This window comes from Sphingomonas sp. GC_Shp_6, from assembly GCF_026540835.1.
Classification (GTDB): Bacteria; Pseudomonadota; Alphaproteobacteria; order Sphingomonadales; family Sphingomonadaceae; genus Sphingomonas.
On the sequence record NZ_JALNUO010000003.1, the window covers coordinates 68,801 to 83,992 of the forward strand.

Here is a 15,192-nt window from a genome sequence, read left to right on the forward strand (position 1 = left end):
AGGGATGGGCCCTTTCATCCCGGTTCGGTGCTGATGCCCAGCGTATCCAGCCGCTTGCGCAACGTGTTGCGATTGATCCCGAGCGCGCGCGCCGCACGAAGCTGGTTGCGGCCATGGCGCGCGAGCATCGCCTCGATCAAGGGCCGCTCGACCTCGCCGATCACCCGGTCGTAAAGGCTGCCATCGTCGAGCGCACCGGGGCGCTCGCGCGCGATCCGCTCGATCAGGGCGCGAACCGCGTCGGCGATCCCCGTATCGGCCGTCTCGATCGCCGGCGCGCTGCCGCCGATCATGCCGCGCACCGCTTCCGCATCGATCCGCTCGTCCCGGGCCAGCACGGCCAGGCGCCGCATCAGATTTTCGAGCTCGCGCACATTGCCCGGCCAGTCATACGCCTCGAGCGCCGCGATCGCCTCTGCGGCCAATTGGCGGCGCGGCAGACCTTCGTTCGCGGCGTGATCGAGGAAATGCCGGGCCAGCAGCGCGATGTCGTGATGGCGTTCGCGCAAGGGCGGCAACGCGATCGGCACGACGTTCAGCCGGTAGAACAGGTCCTCGCGAAACTGCCCGTCTGCCACGGCCTGCGCCAGCGCCCGGTTGGTCGCCGCGACGATCCGCACATCGGCGCGGATCGACCGCGCGCCACCGACGCTGGTGAACTCTCCCGATTGCAGCACGCGCAGCAGACGCGTTTGGGCGTCCATCGGCATGTCGCCGATCTCGTCGAGGAACAGCGTGCCCCCGGCGGCTTGCTCGAAGCGGCCCGCGCTGCGCGCTGCGGCGCCGGTGAACGCCCCGCGCTCATGGCCGAACAGCTCCGCCTCGATCAATTCGCGCGGGATCGCGGCCATGTTGATCGCGACGAACGGGCCGCCGCGGCGCTGCCCCAGATCGTGGATGGCGCGCGCCACCAGCTCCTTGCCCGTCCCCGACTCGCCGGACACGAGCACGGTCAGGTCGTTCGACACGACACGCGCGATGGTGCGATACACGTCCTGCATCGCCGGCGACCGGCCGATCAGCGGCAGCGCGCGATCGTCCGCGCCGAGCCCTTCGTCCGCGGCCAGAGCGCCGCGCGCCAGCGCGCCGCGCACGGCACGCGCGAGCACGTCCAGATCGAACGGCTTGGGCAGATAGTCGTACGCGCCGACCTCCGCCGCACGCACCGCGGTGGTCAGCGTGTTCTGGGCCGATAGGATGATGATCGGCAACTGAGGATAGCGGATCGCCACGTCCCGGGCACGTTCGAGGCCGTCGCCGTCGGGCAGAACGACATCGGTGACGAGCACGTCGGGAAGCGCCTGCGACAGTGCCTGCTCCATCCGCGCGAGACTTTCGACGGGCACCACCTCATGGCCCTCGCGGCGCAGCGCCTGCGCCACGACGGTGCGGATCGCCGCGTCGTCGTCCACCACCAGCACGCGCGTCATGCCGCCGCCCTGGGCAGTAGCAGGCGGAACACGGTCATCGGCGTCTCGCCTTCTCGCGCATATTGCACGATGCCTTCCATGTCGTGGGTCAACTTGTCGACCAGAGCCAGCCCGAGACCCCGGCCTTCCGGGCGGCCCGAGATGAACGGATCGAAGAGGTGTTCGGCGATGTCGGCGGGTGCGCCTGGCCCGTTGTCCATCACGCAGATCTCGATCGGCAAGGGGCGGCGCGGCTTGCCGGGTGCGAGACTGAGCGCGAGCCCATGGCGATAGGCGGTGGTCACCACGATCCGGGGATGACGTTCGTTGCGAACGGCTTCGCGCGCGTTCTTCAGAAGGTTGATGAGGATCTGCAAGAGCGCGTCGCGGTTGATCCGTGCGGGCGGCAGCGACGGATCGAATCGTTCCTCCACGCTGATCCCGCGCGCGAACCCCGCCAGTGCCAGCGCGCGGGCGTGGCTGAGCAGCGGATAGATGTTCTCGCCCGCCAGCGGCAGCGGACGCGTGTCGCTGAAATCCTGCATGCGATCGATCAACGCGGCGATCCGATCGACTTCGGTGGTGATGAGCGTGGTGAGTTCGCCGGCGCCCAACAACTGCGCAGCACCGCGGATGCCCGAAAGCGGGTTCTTGATCTCGTGCGCGAGCATGGCGGCTGCGCCGACCGCCGCGCGGGCACCGCCGGCCCGGTCGGCCGAATGGCCGAGCCGGCGCGCGCTGGCCGCATGGTGAAGCACTATGGCGCGCCACCCGGGATGATCGGCGATCTCGGCTTCGGCGAAATCGACGCGCAGCTTCACCCCGCGCACGGTCGCGATCTCCACGTCGAACACGGCCAGCGCTTGGCGATCGAGACCCTGGGCGGCGGGCGGCGACGGCATGATCGCGCTGAGCGGTTGCCCCAGCATCAGCCGTTCGGACAAGTTGAGCAGTTGTTCGGCCTGCGCATTGGCATGGGCGATGCGGTCGTCCGGATCGATCACGATCACGGCCACGGGAAGCGCGGCCATGAGTTCGCCGAACCCCGGGCGCCCCCGCCCCGTCCCCACCCGGGCTGCTTCAGGCGGCAGCAAGCTGGCGCCAGGGCGCGTAGAATTCCGCGAGCATGGCCTTCACCACCTTCGGGTCGGCGATCTGGTTCACGCGGTTGCGGAACTCGGCCGATCCGTGCAGCCCGCGCGTGTACCAGCCGATATGCTTGCGGGCCATGTTGACGCCGGTTTCGTCGCCATAATGATCGAGCATCGCATCATAATGCTCGGCGATGACGCGATATTGTTCGTCGAGCGACGGATCGGGCACGCGCCGGCCGGTCGCCAGATACGCCATCACCTGCCCCAGCAGCCACGGCCGGCCATAGGCGCCGCGGCCGATCATCACACCGTCGGCGCCCGACTGATCGAGGGCCGCTTCGGCATCCTCGACCGTGCAGATGTCGCCGTTGGCGATAACCGGCACGGACACGGCATCCTTGACGCGGCGGATGAACGCCCAGTCCGCGGTGCCCTTGTACATCTGGTTGCGTGTGCGGCCGTGCACGGTGATGAGCTTCACGCCCAGATCCTCGGCGATGCGTGCCAATTCGGGCGCGTTCAGGCTATCGTGGCACCAACCCATCCGCATCTTGAGCGTGACCGGCACGTTCACGGCCCGAACGGTCGCGTCGATGATCGCCGCGGCGAGCGGAATGTCGCGCATCAGCGCCGATCCGGCATCGCCATTGACGATCTTGCGCACGGGGCAGCCCATGTTGATGTCGATGATCGCCGCGCCGCGATCGGCGTTCAGCTTGGCCGCCTCCGCCATCTCGCGCGGAGTGCAGCCTGCGAGCTGCATCGAGACCGGCTCCTCGGTCGCGTGCCACGCCGCCTTTTGCAGCGACTGCCGCGTCTCGCGGATCATCGCCTGGCTCGCGATCATCTCGGTGACGTTCAGCCCCGAGCCATAGCGGCGGACGAGCGTGCGAAACGGCATGTCGGTCACGCCCGTCATCGGCGCGAGCACGACGGGGCTTTCGATCCGGACGGGGCCGATCTGGAGAGGAGCGAGATTGCGCATCGATACTGCCTGAAAAATGGGCAGATACGCGAAGATGGCGGTGCTGGCAAGGCGCCGCCGGGATGGCTAAAGACGGCGCATGACCGACCAACCGCGCACCATCGCGCTGATCGTCGCGGCCGGCTCGGGCAGCCGAGCCGGCGGCGATGTTCCCAAACAATATGCCGCCGTGGCGGGCCGGCCAATGATCGCGCATGCCCATGCCACGTTCGCCGGCCATGCCGGGATCGACGGCGTGCTCGTGGTGATCGCCCGTGGCGACGAACCGCGCCTCCGTGCGGCGCTTGGCAATGTGGATTTCGTCCTGGGTGGCGCCACGCGCCAGGAGTCGGCGGCGAACGGACTGGCGGAGGCGACGCGAATGGGTGCGGATCATGTGCTGATCCATGATGCCGCCCGACCCTTCGTCCCGGCTGCGGTCATCGATGGCGTGCTGGCCGCGCTGGACACGCACGACGGCGCCACGCCGGTGCTGGAGGTGGCCGACACCTTGGCGCGGGGCGATGCGCTGCTCGGCGCGGTGGTGGATCGTACCGGTCTCGTCCGTATACAGACGCCACAGGGTTTCCGTCTGGAGACGCTGCGGCGCGCCCATGCCGCGTGGCCGGCGGACGAAGCCGCGACCGACGACGCGCAGATGGTGCGCCGGCTTGGCGGCAGCGTCGCTTTGGTGCAGGGCGATCCGATGCTCGACAAGGTCACATACCCGCAGGATTTCGCCGCAGCCGAGGCGCGGATCGCCTGGGAATTCCGCACCGCCACCGGCTTCGACGTGCACCGGCTCGAAACCGGCGAAGAGCTTTGGCTCGGCGGCGTGCTGATCCCGCACGACAAGGGGCTGTCCGGCCATAGCGACGCCGACGTCGCGCTTCACGCGATCACCGACGCACTGCTCGGCACGATCGCGGCGGGGGACATCGGCACGCATTTCCCGCCCAGCGACCCGCAGTGGAAGGGCGCCGACTCCGCCCGGTTTCTGCGCCACGCCGCCAAGCTCGTCACGGACAAGGGCGGCCGAATCGATTTCGTGGACCTGACGCTGATGTGCGAGGCGCCGAAGATCGGCCCACACCGTGCCGCGATGGTCTCGCGCATCGCGGCGTTGCTGGAAATCTCGCCCGAACGCGTGAGCGTGAAGGCGACCACTACGGAACGCCTCGGCTTTACGGGCCGCGGCGAGGGCATCGCCGCGCAGGCTGCCGCGTCGGTTCGGCTGCCGGAACAGCCGCGATGAAGCGCCTCGTCGCGTTGATCGCGGCGCTGGCGCTCGCGGCTCCTGCGACCGCGCAGACGAAGTGCCTGACCGAAGGCGATGCGGAGGCAATGGCGCTCGTCGCGCTGCCCGATATCCTGCGCGAGACGGGCCGGGTCTGTGCGGCGCAATTGCCGCCTTCCAGCCTGATCCGCCAGCCTGAGGGCGCGATGATCGGCCGCTATCAGGCCGAGGCCGACCGGGCATGGCCGGCGGCACGCGGTGCGATCGTCAAGCTCAGCGATCCGATGGTCGAGATCCTGCTCCAGTCGGAATATGCCCGGCCGCTGATCGTCACCACGATCGTGCCGCTGATCGTCGGAAGGATCGCGGTGCAGGATTGCGGCACGATCGACCGGCTAGTGACGCTGCTCGATCCGCTCCCGCCGCGCAACACCGCCGGGATCGTCGTCGCGACGCTTCGCTATCTCAAGACGCAGAAGGCGCGCGGCAAGAACGTCGCGGTGCCTGACCTGCCGCTGTGCACGGACGGACGATGACGATGGATACGATCCTGCCACCCGAGCTCGTCGACGCCGCGCGGCGCGTCATCGAGGCCAATCGCGCGCTTGGCCGCACGGTCGCCGTAGCCGAGAGCTGCACCGGCGGGCTCGTCTCGGCGGCGCTTACCGAATTGCCGGGATCGTCCGACGTGTTCGAGGCGGGGATCGTCACCTATTCGAACGACGCCAAAATGGCGCTGCTGGGGGTGAGCGCGGATGTGCTCGACACGTTCGGCGCGGTTTCGATCGCGGTGGCGTGGCGGATGGCGCAGGGCGCGCTGGCGCAATCCGGGGCCGATGTCGCGGTCGCGATCACCGGAGTCGCCGGCCCCGGCGGCGGCAGCGCGAAGAAGCCGGTCGGCACGGTGGTGTTCGCGCGCGCCGAGCGCGGCGGCGATCCGTCCGACGTCCATGCCGATCGCCGCGACTTCGGCGAGATCGGCCGCGGCGGCATCCGCCTTCAAGCGGCGCTGTGCGCGCTCGAACTGCTGTTGCCGACGCCGTAGAGGACGGCGGCCCGTTCTTCGAACGCCCCGATCATCCGCCGCAGGGCGGCACCGAACACCTGGCCGGCCAGCATCTCGAACATGCGGTTCTTGAACGCGAAATCCACGCTGAACTCCACCGCGCAGCCGCCCGGCTCGTTGCGGAACCGCCATTCGTTGCGCAGATATTTGAGCGGCCCGTCGACATAATCCACCATGATCGTGTCGGGACGGACCTTCTCGACGCGTGACGTGAAGGTTTCTCGCAAGCCCTTGAAGCCGACGACCATGTCCGCCAGCGTATCGGTCGGCGTGTCGCTGCGGACGCGCATCGCGATGACCCAGGGCAGGAATTCGGCGTAGCGGCCGACATCGGCGACCAGATCGAACATCTGTTCGGCGGTGTAGGGCAGATGCCGCGTCTCGTGGTGCTTGGGCATCAGGCCGCGCGCGAACGGCCGAGCTTGGCGTCGCGCGCGGCGCGCAGGCGCGCGAAGTCGTCGCCGGCATGATAGCTCGAACGGGTGAGAGGCGACGATGCCACCAGCAGAAAGCCTTTGGCGCGTGCAATTCCGGCATAGGCGTCGAACGCCTTGGGCGTCACGAACTCGGCGACCTTCGCATGGCGCGGGGTGGGTTGCAGATATTGGCCCATCGTCAGGAAGTCGATGTCGGCCGAGCGCATGTCGTCCATCACCTGATGGATCTCCAGCCGTTCCTCGCCCAGCCCCAGCATCACGCCCGATTTGGTGAAGATCGACGGATCATGACGCTTCACGCTCTCCAGCAGGCGCAGCGACGCGTAATAGCGCGCGCCGGGGCGGATGGTGGGATAGAGCCGCGGCACCGTCTCCAGATTGTGGTTATAGACGTCGGGCCGCGCGGCGATGATCGACTCCACCGCGGCCTGCGCCTTGTTGCGGAAATCGGGTGTCAGGATCTCGATCGTGGTGTGGGGCGTCGTGCGGCGCAGCGCGTCGATCACCTTCACGAACTGCGATGCGCCGCCGTCGGGCAGATCGTCGCGATCGACCGAGGTGATGACGATGTGCTGCAGCCCCATCTGCAGCGCGGCATCGGCCACATTCTGCGGCTCCATCGGATCCACCGCGCGCGGCATGCCGGTCTTGACGTTGCAGAAGGCACAGGCGCGGGTGCACGTGTCCCCCAGGATCATCACCGTGGCGTGCTTCTTCGACCAGCATTCGCCGATATTCGGGCAAGCCGCCTCTTCGCATACCGTCGTCAGGCTTTTCGACCGCATCAGCTCGCGCGTCTTGGCGAAACCGGCGGAGGTGGGTGCCTTGACGCGGATCCAGTCGGGCTTGCGTTGCCGGGTGGGAGCCGGAAGAGGGGGCATGGCGTTCATGCATGGGCAGATAGCGCCTGTGACGCGCCGAAACAACGAAGGGCTTTTGTGGGATGAGAAAGTTCAAGGATCTGATCGACGGCTATTATCGCTTTCGCGGTAACGAGTGGATCGACGAGCGTGAACGGTGGAACGAGCTGGCGGGCGGGCAGACGCCGCGGATCATGGTGATCGCCTGTTCCGACAGCCGCGTCGATCCCGCCACCATCTTCGGCACGCGGCCGGGCGAGGTGTTCGTCGTCCGCAACGTCGCCAATCTCGTGCCGCCGTTCGATCCGAGCGGCGGTCTGCACGGCGTTTCCGCCGCGCTCGAATTCGCCGTCACCAGCCTGGAGGTCGAGGAGATCCTCGTTCTCGGTCATGGCCAATGCGGCGGCGTGAAGGCGTCGCTCTCGGGCGCCCTCACCGATGCACGCCCAGGCGAAGGCGGTTTCGTGGCCGCATGGATCAAGCTGCTGGACGAGGCGCGCGAGCGCGTCGTCGCGGAGCATGGCACCGGCGCCGAAGGTCAGGAAGCGCTGGAGCAGGAGGGCGTGAAGGTGTCGATCGCCAACCTCCAGACGTTCCCGTTCGTCAAGGAACGGATCGAGGCCGGCACGCTGACGCTGCACGGCGCGGTGTTCGCGATCGCCGATGGCAAGTTGCGCATCCTGGGCGACGACGGCGCGTTCGAGGCCGCCTGAGGCAGCGCCGCTGCGTCGCATCCAAGGCGACGCAGCGGCGCCGTTCGATCAGTTCGCCGCGTTCGGCGCCACCAGCTTGTCGACCGGCTTGCCCACTTCCGCCGTCGAGCGCAGGTTCAGTTCGCGCAACTGCTTGGCGCTCACGAAGCTCGGCGCGCCCATCATCAGATCCTCGGCGCGCTGGTTGAGCGGGAACAGCGTCACCTCGCGAATATTGGGCTCGTTCGCCAGCAACATCACGATCCGATCGACGCCCGGTGCGGCACCGCCATGCGGCGGGGCGCCATATTTGAACGCGTTGATCATGCCTGCGAAATTGGTGTCGACATCGGTCTGGCTATAGCCGGCGATCGCGAACGCCTTGTACATGATCTCGGGCTTGTGGTTGCGGATCGCGCCCGAGCAGAGTTCCACGCCGTTGCAGACGATGTCATATTGGTAAGCAAGAATGTCGAGCGGATCCTGGCTTTCCAGCGCCGCGATCTCGCCTTGCGGCATCGAGAACGGGTTGTGGCTGAAGTCGACCTTCTTGGCGTCTTCGTCATATTCGAACATCGGAAAATCGACGATCCAGCAGAATTCGAAGCGATTTTCGTCGATCAGTTCCAGTTGCTGACCGATCCGGGTGCGCGCCGCGCCCGCGAGCTTGGCCGCGGCGAGTTCCTTGCCCGCGGCGAAGACGATGCCGTCATCGGGGCCGAGTCCCAGGTCCGCGATCAGCTTGCGCGTCGCCTCCTCGCCATGGTTCTTGGCGATGGGGCCGCCCAGTTCGCCGTTCTTCTGCGTGATGTAGCCGAGGCCGGCATGGCCCTCGCTGCGCGCCCATTCGTTCAGATCGTCGAAGAATTTGCGGCTCTTGCCCGCCGTGCCCGGCGCGGGGATCGCGCGCACCACGTCACCGCCCGAAACGATCCGGTCGAACAGGCCGAAGCCGCTGCCGCGGAAATGCTCCGACACGTCGGTGATGACGATCGGGTTGCGCAGATCGGGCTTGTCGCTGCCATATTTCAGCATCGATTCGCGATAGGGGATGCGAACGAACGGGCTCGGCGACACCGAGCGTTCGCCGGCGAATTCCTCGAACACGCCGTGCAGGACGGGTTCGATCGCCTGGAACACATCCTCCTGCGTCACGAAGCTCATCTCGAAATCGAGCTGGTAGAATTCGCCCGGGCTGCGGTCGGCGCGGCCGTCCTCGTCGCGAAAACAGGGCGCGATCTGGAAATAGCGGTCGAAGCCCGCCACCATCAGCAATTGTTTGAACATCTGGGGCGCCTGGGGCAGCGCGTAGAAGCGGCCGGGATGGACGCGGCTCGGCACCAGATAATCGCGTGCGCCCTCGGGGCTCGACGCGGTGAGAATGGGCGTCTGGAACTCGGTGAAGCCCTGCCCTTCCATCCGCCGGCGCAGCGAGGTGATGACCTTGGAGCGCAGCATGATATTGGCATGGACCCGCTCGCGGCGAAGATCGAGATAGCGGTAGCGGAGCCGGATATCCTCGGGATATTCGGCGTCGCCCGCCACCGGCATCGGCAGTTCCTGCGCGGCGGACTGGACGACGGCCTCGGCGGCGCGCACTTCGATTGCGCCGGTCGGAAGATTGGGGTTCACCACGTCCGCGGCGCGTGCCGTCACCATGCCGGTGATCGTCACGACGCTTTCGTTCTTCAGCTTCTCGATCACGGCGAAGGCGGGGCCGCTCACATCGGTGACGATCTGGGTGATGCCGTAATGATCGCGCAGATCGATGAAGACGAGATCGCCATGATCGCGCTTCTTGTGGACCCAGCCGGAGAGGCGGACCGTCTGGCCGACCTGTTCGGGGCGGAGATCGGCGCAGGTGTGCGTGCGGTAGGCGTGCAGGGTGGTGCTCATGGGCGCCGCGCTTCCTCGCCCGACCCGCCTTTGTCAACCCGAACGACCCTCGCTATGGACGGGCGATGCATATCCATCCGCTCATCACCGACAGCGCGACGCTCGCGAACCTGTGTACCCGCCTGGCCGAAGCCGACTTCGTGTGCGTCGACACCGAATTCATGCGCGAGAGCACTTATTACCCTGAACTCTGCCTGATCCAGATCGCCGATACGAACGAGGCCGCGGCGATCGACCCCATGGCGCCGGGCATCGATCTGAAGCCATTGCTCGACCTGCTGGTCGACAATGAGGACGTGCTGAAGGTCGTGCATGCGGGCGGTCAGGATCTGGAGATCGTCTACAATCTGACCGGCAAGACGCCGCACCCGCTGTTCGACACGCAGGTGGCGGCGATGGCGCTGGGGCAAGGCGAGCAGATCGGCTATTCGAACCTGGTCGACAGTTGGCTGGGCATCGCGGTCGACAAGGGAGCGCGCTTCACGGACTGGTCGCGGCGGCCCCTCGACGCGCGGCAGATCGAATATGCGATCGGCGACGTGACGCATCTGGCCAAGATCTTCCCAAAGATGCTGGAACGCTTGAAGAAGACCGGTCGCGGTGCCTGGCTCGATCAGGAGATGGAGCGGCTGGGCGATCCCGCCAATTACGCGAACGATCCCGAGCTCGCATGGAAGCGCGTGCGCGTCTCGGGGCGGAAGCCCGATCTGCTCGGGCGGCTGCGCGCGATCGCCCGGTGGCGCGAGCTGGAGGCGCAGGGCAAGGATCTGCCGCGCGGCCGCATCGTCAAGGACGAGACGATCGCTGACATCGCCGGCCATCCGCCCAAACGTCAGGCCGATTTGGCGAAGGTGCGCGGGCTTTCGGCGAGTTGGGCGGCCAACGAGATCGGCGCGCGGCTGATGGCGGCCATCGAGGGCGCGGTGCCGATGACGGCGGACGAGATGCCGCCGCGCGACGATCGCAAGCCCGGCATGGGCAAGGAAGGTTCGCTCGTCGCCGATCTGCTGAAGCTGCTGCTGAAGATCCGGTCGCGCGACATCGACGTCGCCTCCAAGCTGCTGGCGCGGACGGAGGAACTGGAGGCGCTGGCGGCGGGCGTGCGCACGGGGCTGCCCATGCTGGAGGGCTGGCGGTTCGATCAGTTCGGCCGCGATGCGCTCGATCTGGTGGAGGGGCGCCTCGCCTTCGCCGTGATCGGCGGCAAGTTGAAGATGACGCGAACCGAAGACGGCTGAGCGGGCGCCTCAGAGATCGCGGACGACGGCCTTGACCTGCCACAAGGCCGCCAGCGCCTGATGGCGTTTTTCGACGGCCTCGCCGTAAAGCGCGCCATCCTTGAGCGCGAGTGTCAGAATGCCGTTTTCCAGCGTGAGGCGCGAGCATTGGAGCGGGCCAGCAAGGCCGCCGCTCAGTCGCTGGCCGAGTCGCATCGCGAGGCCCCAGGCGGACGCCATCCGCAATTCCGCCGCGCTCGCGAGTTGCCCCACCGGGTCGGGCGCGGTCATCCCGCCATCCAGGCTGGTGTAGAGGGCCTGGGCCAGCATCGCGCGACCGCTCGCCTCGATCGCCACCCAATTGCCGTGAAGCGCGACCTCGACGCCGCGTTCGGCGCGGAATTCGGGATTGGCGCGCCAGCCCACATCCGCCAGCAGGCAAGCGGTGTGGCGGAGCCGCGCGACGGCGAGCGGCTGGCCCGCGAATAGGGGCGCGATCCACGCATCCAGCAGATCGCCATGTTCGGGGAAGCGGCCGATGATCCGCCCCTCCTCGCGCGCCGCCACGATCAACGGGTCGAGCCGCTTCGTCTCCTCATCGAGCGCGCCATAGAGCAGCCCCTCGCGCAGGCCGAACGCCGAGGTGATGGTCGTGCTGCTGCCGATCTGGCGGAGCAGCACGCCGAGCAATGCGGTGGCGTCGCCGAGCGTTCCCGCGCGCCCCGACGACAGCCCCGCCACCGATTTCAACCGCGCCTTGCTCAAATGCGCCACGCGCCGGCCGAGCTGTGCGATGGTCGTCGGCGTCATCACATATTGGTGGATCACGGGCAGCGGATAGCCCGAGAGCGTCATGTCGAGTCGCGCCAGCGCGCGCCATGAGCCGCCGACGAGATACAGCGGCAACCCCTTGCCCTTTCCGGTCCATCCCGCCTCGCGCACCATCCGCGCGACGAGCCGTTCGAGCACCTTGCCGCGCTTGGCACGCGCCCCCGCGATACGCAGCACGCCGAGCGGGAAGGACACGCGGTCCTCCACCTTGCCGGCGCGAACGCGGACCAGCTCCAGGCTGCCGCCACCGAGATCGCCGACGATGCCGTCGGCCTGCGGAATGGCGGAGAGCACGCCCTCGCCCGCCGCGCGCGCCTCCTGCTTGCCCGACAGCATCTCGACCGTAAGCCCCAAGGCCTGGGCCGCGGCGATCAGTTCGCCGCCATTCTTCGCGTCGCGCACCGCGGCGGTCGCCACCGTGCGCAGATTCGTGACCTCCATCGCGCGTGCCACCGCAGCGAAGCGCGCGAGCGCCACATGCGCCGCCGCCATCGCCTGCGAATCGATGCTGCCGCTGACCGCGAGGCTGCGCCCGAGCCCCGCCAGCACCTTTTCGTTGAAGAGGATCGCGGGCAGCCGCGCATGGCCCTGATACACGACCAGACGGATCGAGTTGGACCCGATGTCGATGATCGCGGTGCGCGGCTGCACGTCCGAAGGCGGTGCGGCGACGACCGGCTTGCGGAGCGGGAGGATGCTCAACGTTGCCGCCTGAGCGACAGCGTCGGCACCGAGCCGGCCGTCGCGAGCGACGCGCCCCGGCCCGAGAGCGAGGGATTGGTCATGAAATAACGGTGAAGATTGAACGGTTTGTCGCCGGGGACCTCACGCGTATAGCTCCCGTCCGGTTCCAGCTCCCAGCTTTGCTCGTTGTCGATCAGATTGGCCACCATCACTTGGTCCAGGATCTGGTCGTGAACGGTGGGGTTCTCGATCGGCAGCATATATTCGACGCGCCGGTCGAAATTGCGCGGCATCCAGTCGGCCGACGAAATGAAGATCCGCGCGCCGTCGTTCGGCAGCGCCTTGCCGTTGCCGAACACCCAGATGCGGCTGTGTTCGAGGAACCGCCCGACGATCGATTTCACCCGGATATTCTCCGACATGCCCTCGACGCCCGGCCGCAGGCAGCAGATGCCGCGGATGATGAGCTCGATCTCGACGCCGGCGTTGCTGGCTTCGTACAGCTTCTCGATGATCGCGGGGTCGACCAGGCTGTTCATCTTGGCCCACATCGCGGCCGGTCTGCCGGCATGCGCGTTGGCGATCTCGGCGTCGATCAGGCCGACGAGCCGCGGACGCAGGTCGCGCGGCGACAGGCTCATGACGTTCATGTCCACCGGCTCGACATAGCCGGTGATGTAGTTGAACATCTGCGCCGCATCGCGCCCGATCCGCGCATCGGCGGTGAAGAAGCTGAGATCGGTGTAGATCCGCGCGGTGATCGGGTGATAGTTGCCGGTGCCGAAATGGCAGTAGGTGCGAAACGCACCGCCCTCCCGCCGCACGACCATCGACACCTTCGCGTGCGTCTTCCAGTCGATGAAGCCATAGACGACCTGGACGCCCGCCCGCTCCAGCGCCGAGGCCCAGAGCATGTTCTGCTCCTCGTCGAAGCGCGCCTTCAGCTCCACGACAGCAGTGACAGACTTGCCCGCTTCGGCCGCGGCGATCAGCGCGTTGATGACCGCGGATTGCTTGCCCGCGCGGTAGAGCGTCTGCTTGATCGCGACCACGTCGGAATCGTTCGCCGCCTGTTTCAGGAAGGCGAGCACCACCTCGAACGTCTCGTACGGATGATGGACGACGATGTCCTTCGACTGGATCGCTGCGAAACAGTCACCGCCGAATTCCCGGATCCGCTCGGGAAAGCGCGGCGAGAAGGGCGGAAATTTGAGGTCCGGCCGATCCTCGTCCACGATCCCGTCCAGATCGCCGATGCCGAGCAGATCGCCGCTTTCGGTGATGATCGCGTCCGCCCCGCCCAGTTCGTCCTTGAGCACCGCGGCCAGCGCATCGGCGGTGCCCGTCTCCAGCTCCAGCCGGATCACGCGGCCGCGGCGGCGGCGCTTGATGGCATTGGCGAAATAGCGGACGAGATCCTCCGCCTCTTCCTCAATCTCGATATCGCTGTCGCGCAGCACGCGGAACGTCGCGGCGCCGTGGACCTCATAGCCGGGGAACAGCAACGGTGCGAACCGCTTCAGGATCGATTCGATCGCGACATAGCGCGCGACCTCGCCCGGAATGCGGACGAACCGCGCCATCGTCGCGGGCAGCATCACGAGCTCGCGGATCGGCTCCTTGTCCGACCGGCGGACGAGATCGAAGATGACCGACAGTCCCTTGTTCGGGATGAACGGAAACGGGTGCGCCGGGTCGAGCGCCTGCGGCGTCAGGATCGGGAAGATCTGTTCGCGGAAATGCGTCTCGAGCCAGTCCGACGCCTCTTCGTCGATCTCGTCGCGGCGGAGCACGAACAACTGCGCCTCGTCGAGCAGCAGGCGCAGATCGCTCCAGACCTGCTGCTGGCTCAGCATCAACGCATCGGCGGCGGCGGTGATGCCACTGAGCTGCTGCGACGGCGTCAGCCCGTCGGCGGAGCGCTTCTCCACGTCCTGCAACTGCTGCCCCTTCAGCCCCGCGACGCGGACCATGAAGAACTCGTCGAGATTGGAACCCGAGATCGAGAGGAAGCGCAGCCGCTCCAGCAGCGGATGCGCGGCATTGCATGCCTCCTCGAGCACGCGGCGATTGAACGCGAGCCAGGAGAGTTCGCGGTTGAAATAGCGATCGGTGGCGTCGGTGGCGAAGGGTTCGTCATCGTCGGCGATGCGCGCGATGTGAGCGGGACGGGTCATCGTACCTCGACAGGGTTGGGCACGGCGATCAGGCCGGCCTCGGCAAGCGTGCTTCGTGCAAAGGGAATGGACAGACGCTTGCGTCGTTCCATCACCTCCTGATCGAGTATATCCACCGTCCGCATGACGGCGATGTGACTCCGTTCGATCCGGCTGGCCAGCCACTCGATCAGATCGGCACGCGCGTCCAGCCCGCGGCGGTGGAACAGATGCGCGAGCAGCGCGACGACCAGTTCGTCGTCGGGCGCGCCGATTGCGGCGATCGGGCTGGCGGCTAGGCGCGAGCGGAGATCGGGCAGCCTGACCGACCAGGAGGGGGGCGCGGCGTCGGCGACGATCACCAGCGGCCGGTGCGCCTCCTGCGCCCGGTTCCAGGCATGGAAGAGCTGCGCCTCGGGCAGGCGCTCGGCATCGTCGACGATCGTCCCGCCGCTCTTGGCGGCGAAGATTCGCGCGAGCAGGCTGCGGCCGGATTTGCGCGGGCCGGTCAGCACCGCCGTCATCACCGGCCAGGTGGCCCAATGTTCGAGCGTATGCGCCGCGCGCGCGTTGGACGGTGTCACGAGAAAGGCGTCGTCGCGCGGATCCGCTGGCCAGTCCAGCGGAAGCGCCATCTGGGTCCCGGCGG

General features: G+C 67.4%; 14 protein-coding genes. 5 read left to right on the forward strand and 9 right to left on the reverse strand.

Annotation, left to right across the window (positions count from 1 at the left end; all coding sequences use genetic code 11):
• Window positions 1-14: 14 nt before the first annotated feature.
• Genes ntrC through dusB form a run of 3 tightly spaced genes read right to left on the reverse strand, consistent with a single transcriptional unit; the run spans window position 15 to window position 3,488 of the window.
• Window positions 15-1,430, reverse strand: a complete 1,416-nt coding sequence (gene ntrC / locus OXQ95_RS04695) for a nitrogen regulation protein NR(I) (protein WP_267380226.1) — start codon at window positions 1,428-1,430, stop codon at window positions 15-17.
• On the reverse strand, window positions 1,427-2,440 hold the full coding sequence (locus OXQ95_RS04700; protein WP_267380227.1) for an ATP-binding protein: 1,014 nt from the start codon (window positions 2,438-2,440) through the stop codon (window positions 1,427-1,429). The genes ntrC and OXQ95_RS04700 overlap by 4 nt, the downstream gene beginning before the upstream one ends.
• Window positions 2,441-2,489: 49 nt before the next feature.
• Window positions 2,490-3,488, reverse strand: a complete 999-nt coding sequence (gene dusB / locus OXQ95_RS04705) for a tRNA dihydrouridine synthase DusB (RefSeq protein ID WP_267380228.1) — start codon at window positions 3,486-3,488, stop codon at window positions 2,490-2,492.
• A gap of 79 nt (window positions 3,489-3,567) precedes the next feature.
• Here dusB and OXQ95_RS04710 point away from each other — a divergent pair, with 79 nt between their 5' ends.
• Genes OXQ95_RS04710 through OXQ95_RS04720 form a run of 3 tightly spaced genes read left to right on the forward strand, consistent with a single transcriptional unit; the run spans window position 3,568 to window position 5,749 of the window.
• Window positions 3,568-4,722, forward strand: coding sequence for a bifunctional 2-C-methyl-D-erythritol 4-phosphate cytidylyltransferase/2-C-methyl-D-erythritol 2,4-cyclodiphosphate synthase (locus OXQ95_RS04710; protein WP_267380229.1), 1,155 nt, complete (start codon window positions 3,568-3,570; stop codon window positions 4,720-4,722).
• Window positions 4,719-5,240 (forward strand): hypothetical protein, encoded by a 522-nt coding sequence (locus OXQ95_RS04715; protein WP_242095674.1) that lies wholly within the window; start codon window positions 4,719-4,721, stop codon window positions 5,238-5,240. The genes OXQ95_RS04710 and OXQ95_RS04715 overlap by 4 nt, the downstream gene beginning before the upstream one ends.
• Window positions 5,237-5,749 (forward strand): CinA family protein, encoded by a 513-nt coding sequence (locus OXQ95_RS04720; protein WP_242095673.1) that lies wholly within the window; start codon window positions 5,237-5,239, stop codon window positions 5,747-5,749. The genes OXQ95_RS04715 and OXQ95_RS04720 overlap by 4 nt, the downstream gene beginning before the upstream one ends.
• Here the strand turns inward: OXQ95_RS04720 and OXQ95_RS04725 are convergent.
• Window positions 5,704-6,168 carry a type II toxin-antitoxin system RatA family toxin gene (locus OXQ95_RS04725; RefSeq protein WP_242095672.1) on the reverse strand — a complete coding sequence of 155 codons (465 nt, stop codon included), beginning with the start codon at window positions 6,166-6,168 and terminating at the stop codon, window positions 5,704-5,706. The genes OXQ95_RS04720 and OXQ95_RS04725 overlap by 46 nt on opposite strands.
• Complete coding sequence (gene lipA, locus OXQ95_RS04730) at window positions 6,168-7,097, reverse strand: lipoyl synthase (RefSeq protein WP_267380232.1); 930 nt, start codon at window positions 7,095-7,097, stop codon at window positions 6,168-6,170. Before lipA ends, OXQ95_RS04725 begins: the two co-directional genes overlap by 1 nt.
• Before the next feature lie 53 nt (window positions 7,098-7,150).
• Here lipA and OXQ95_RS04735 point away from each other — a divergent pair, with 53 nt between their 5' ends.
• Window positions 7,151-7,780 carry a carbonic anhydrase gene (locus OXQ95_RS04735; RefSeq protein ID WP_242095670.1) on the forward strand — a complete coding sequence of 210 codons (630 nt, stop codon included), beginning with the start codon at window positions 7,151-7,153 and terminating at the stop codon, window positions 7,778-7,780.
• A gap of 48 nt (window positions 7,781-7,828) precedes the next feature.
• Here the strand turns inward: OXQ95_RS04735 and aspS are convergent, their stop codons facing one another.
• Entirely contained in the window at window positions 7,829-9,655 is a 1,827-nt protein-coding gene (gene aspS, locus OXQ95_RS04740) for an aspartate--tRNA ligase (protein WP_267380235.1), read from the reverse strand.
• 65 nt (window positions 9,656-9,720) lie between these two features.
• Between aspS and rnd the strand changes: the two genes are divergently transcribed.
• Window positions 9,721-10,893, forward strand: a complete 1,173-nt coding sequence (rnd, locus tag OXQ95_RS04745) for a ribonuclease D (RefSeq protein ID WP_267380236.1) — start codon at window positions 9,721-9,723, stop codon at window positions 10,891-10,893.
• A gap of 9 nt (window positions 10,894-10,902) precedes the next feature.
• Here the strand turns inward: rnd and OXQ95_RS04750 are convergent, their stop codons facing one another.
• From OXQ95_RS04750 to OXQ95_RS04760, 3 genes are read right to left on the reverse strand one after another with little or no spacing between them, the layout of a single operon-like run.
• Complete coding sequence (locus OXQ95_RS04750) at window positions 10,903-12,405, reverse strand: Ppx/GppA family phosphatase (RefSeq protein ID WP_267380238.1); 1,503 nt, start codon at window positions 12,403-12,405, stop codon at window positions 10,903-10,905.
• The gene (locus tag OXQ95_RS04755; protein WP_267380240.1) at window positions 12,402-14,564 is read right to left on the reverse strand and encodes an RNA degradosome polyphosphate kinase; all 2,163 of its coding nucleotides are present in this window, start codon (window positions 14,562-14,564) and stop codon (window positions 12,402-12,404) included. Before OXQ95_RS04755 ends, OXQ95_RS04750 begins: the two co-directional genes overlap by 4 nt.
• Window positions 14,561-15,178, reverse strand: a complete 618-nt coding sequence (locus OXQ95_RS04760) for a DnaA/Hda family protein (RefSeq protein ID WP_242095665.1) — start codon at window positions 15,176-15,178, stop codon at window positions 14,561-14,563. The genes OXQ95_RS04755 and OXQ95_RS04760 overlap by 4 nt, the downstream gene beginning before the upstream one ends.
• Window positions 15,179-15,192: the final 14 nt, after the last annotated feature.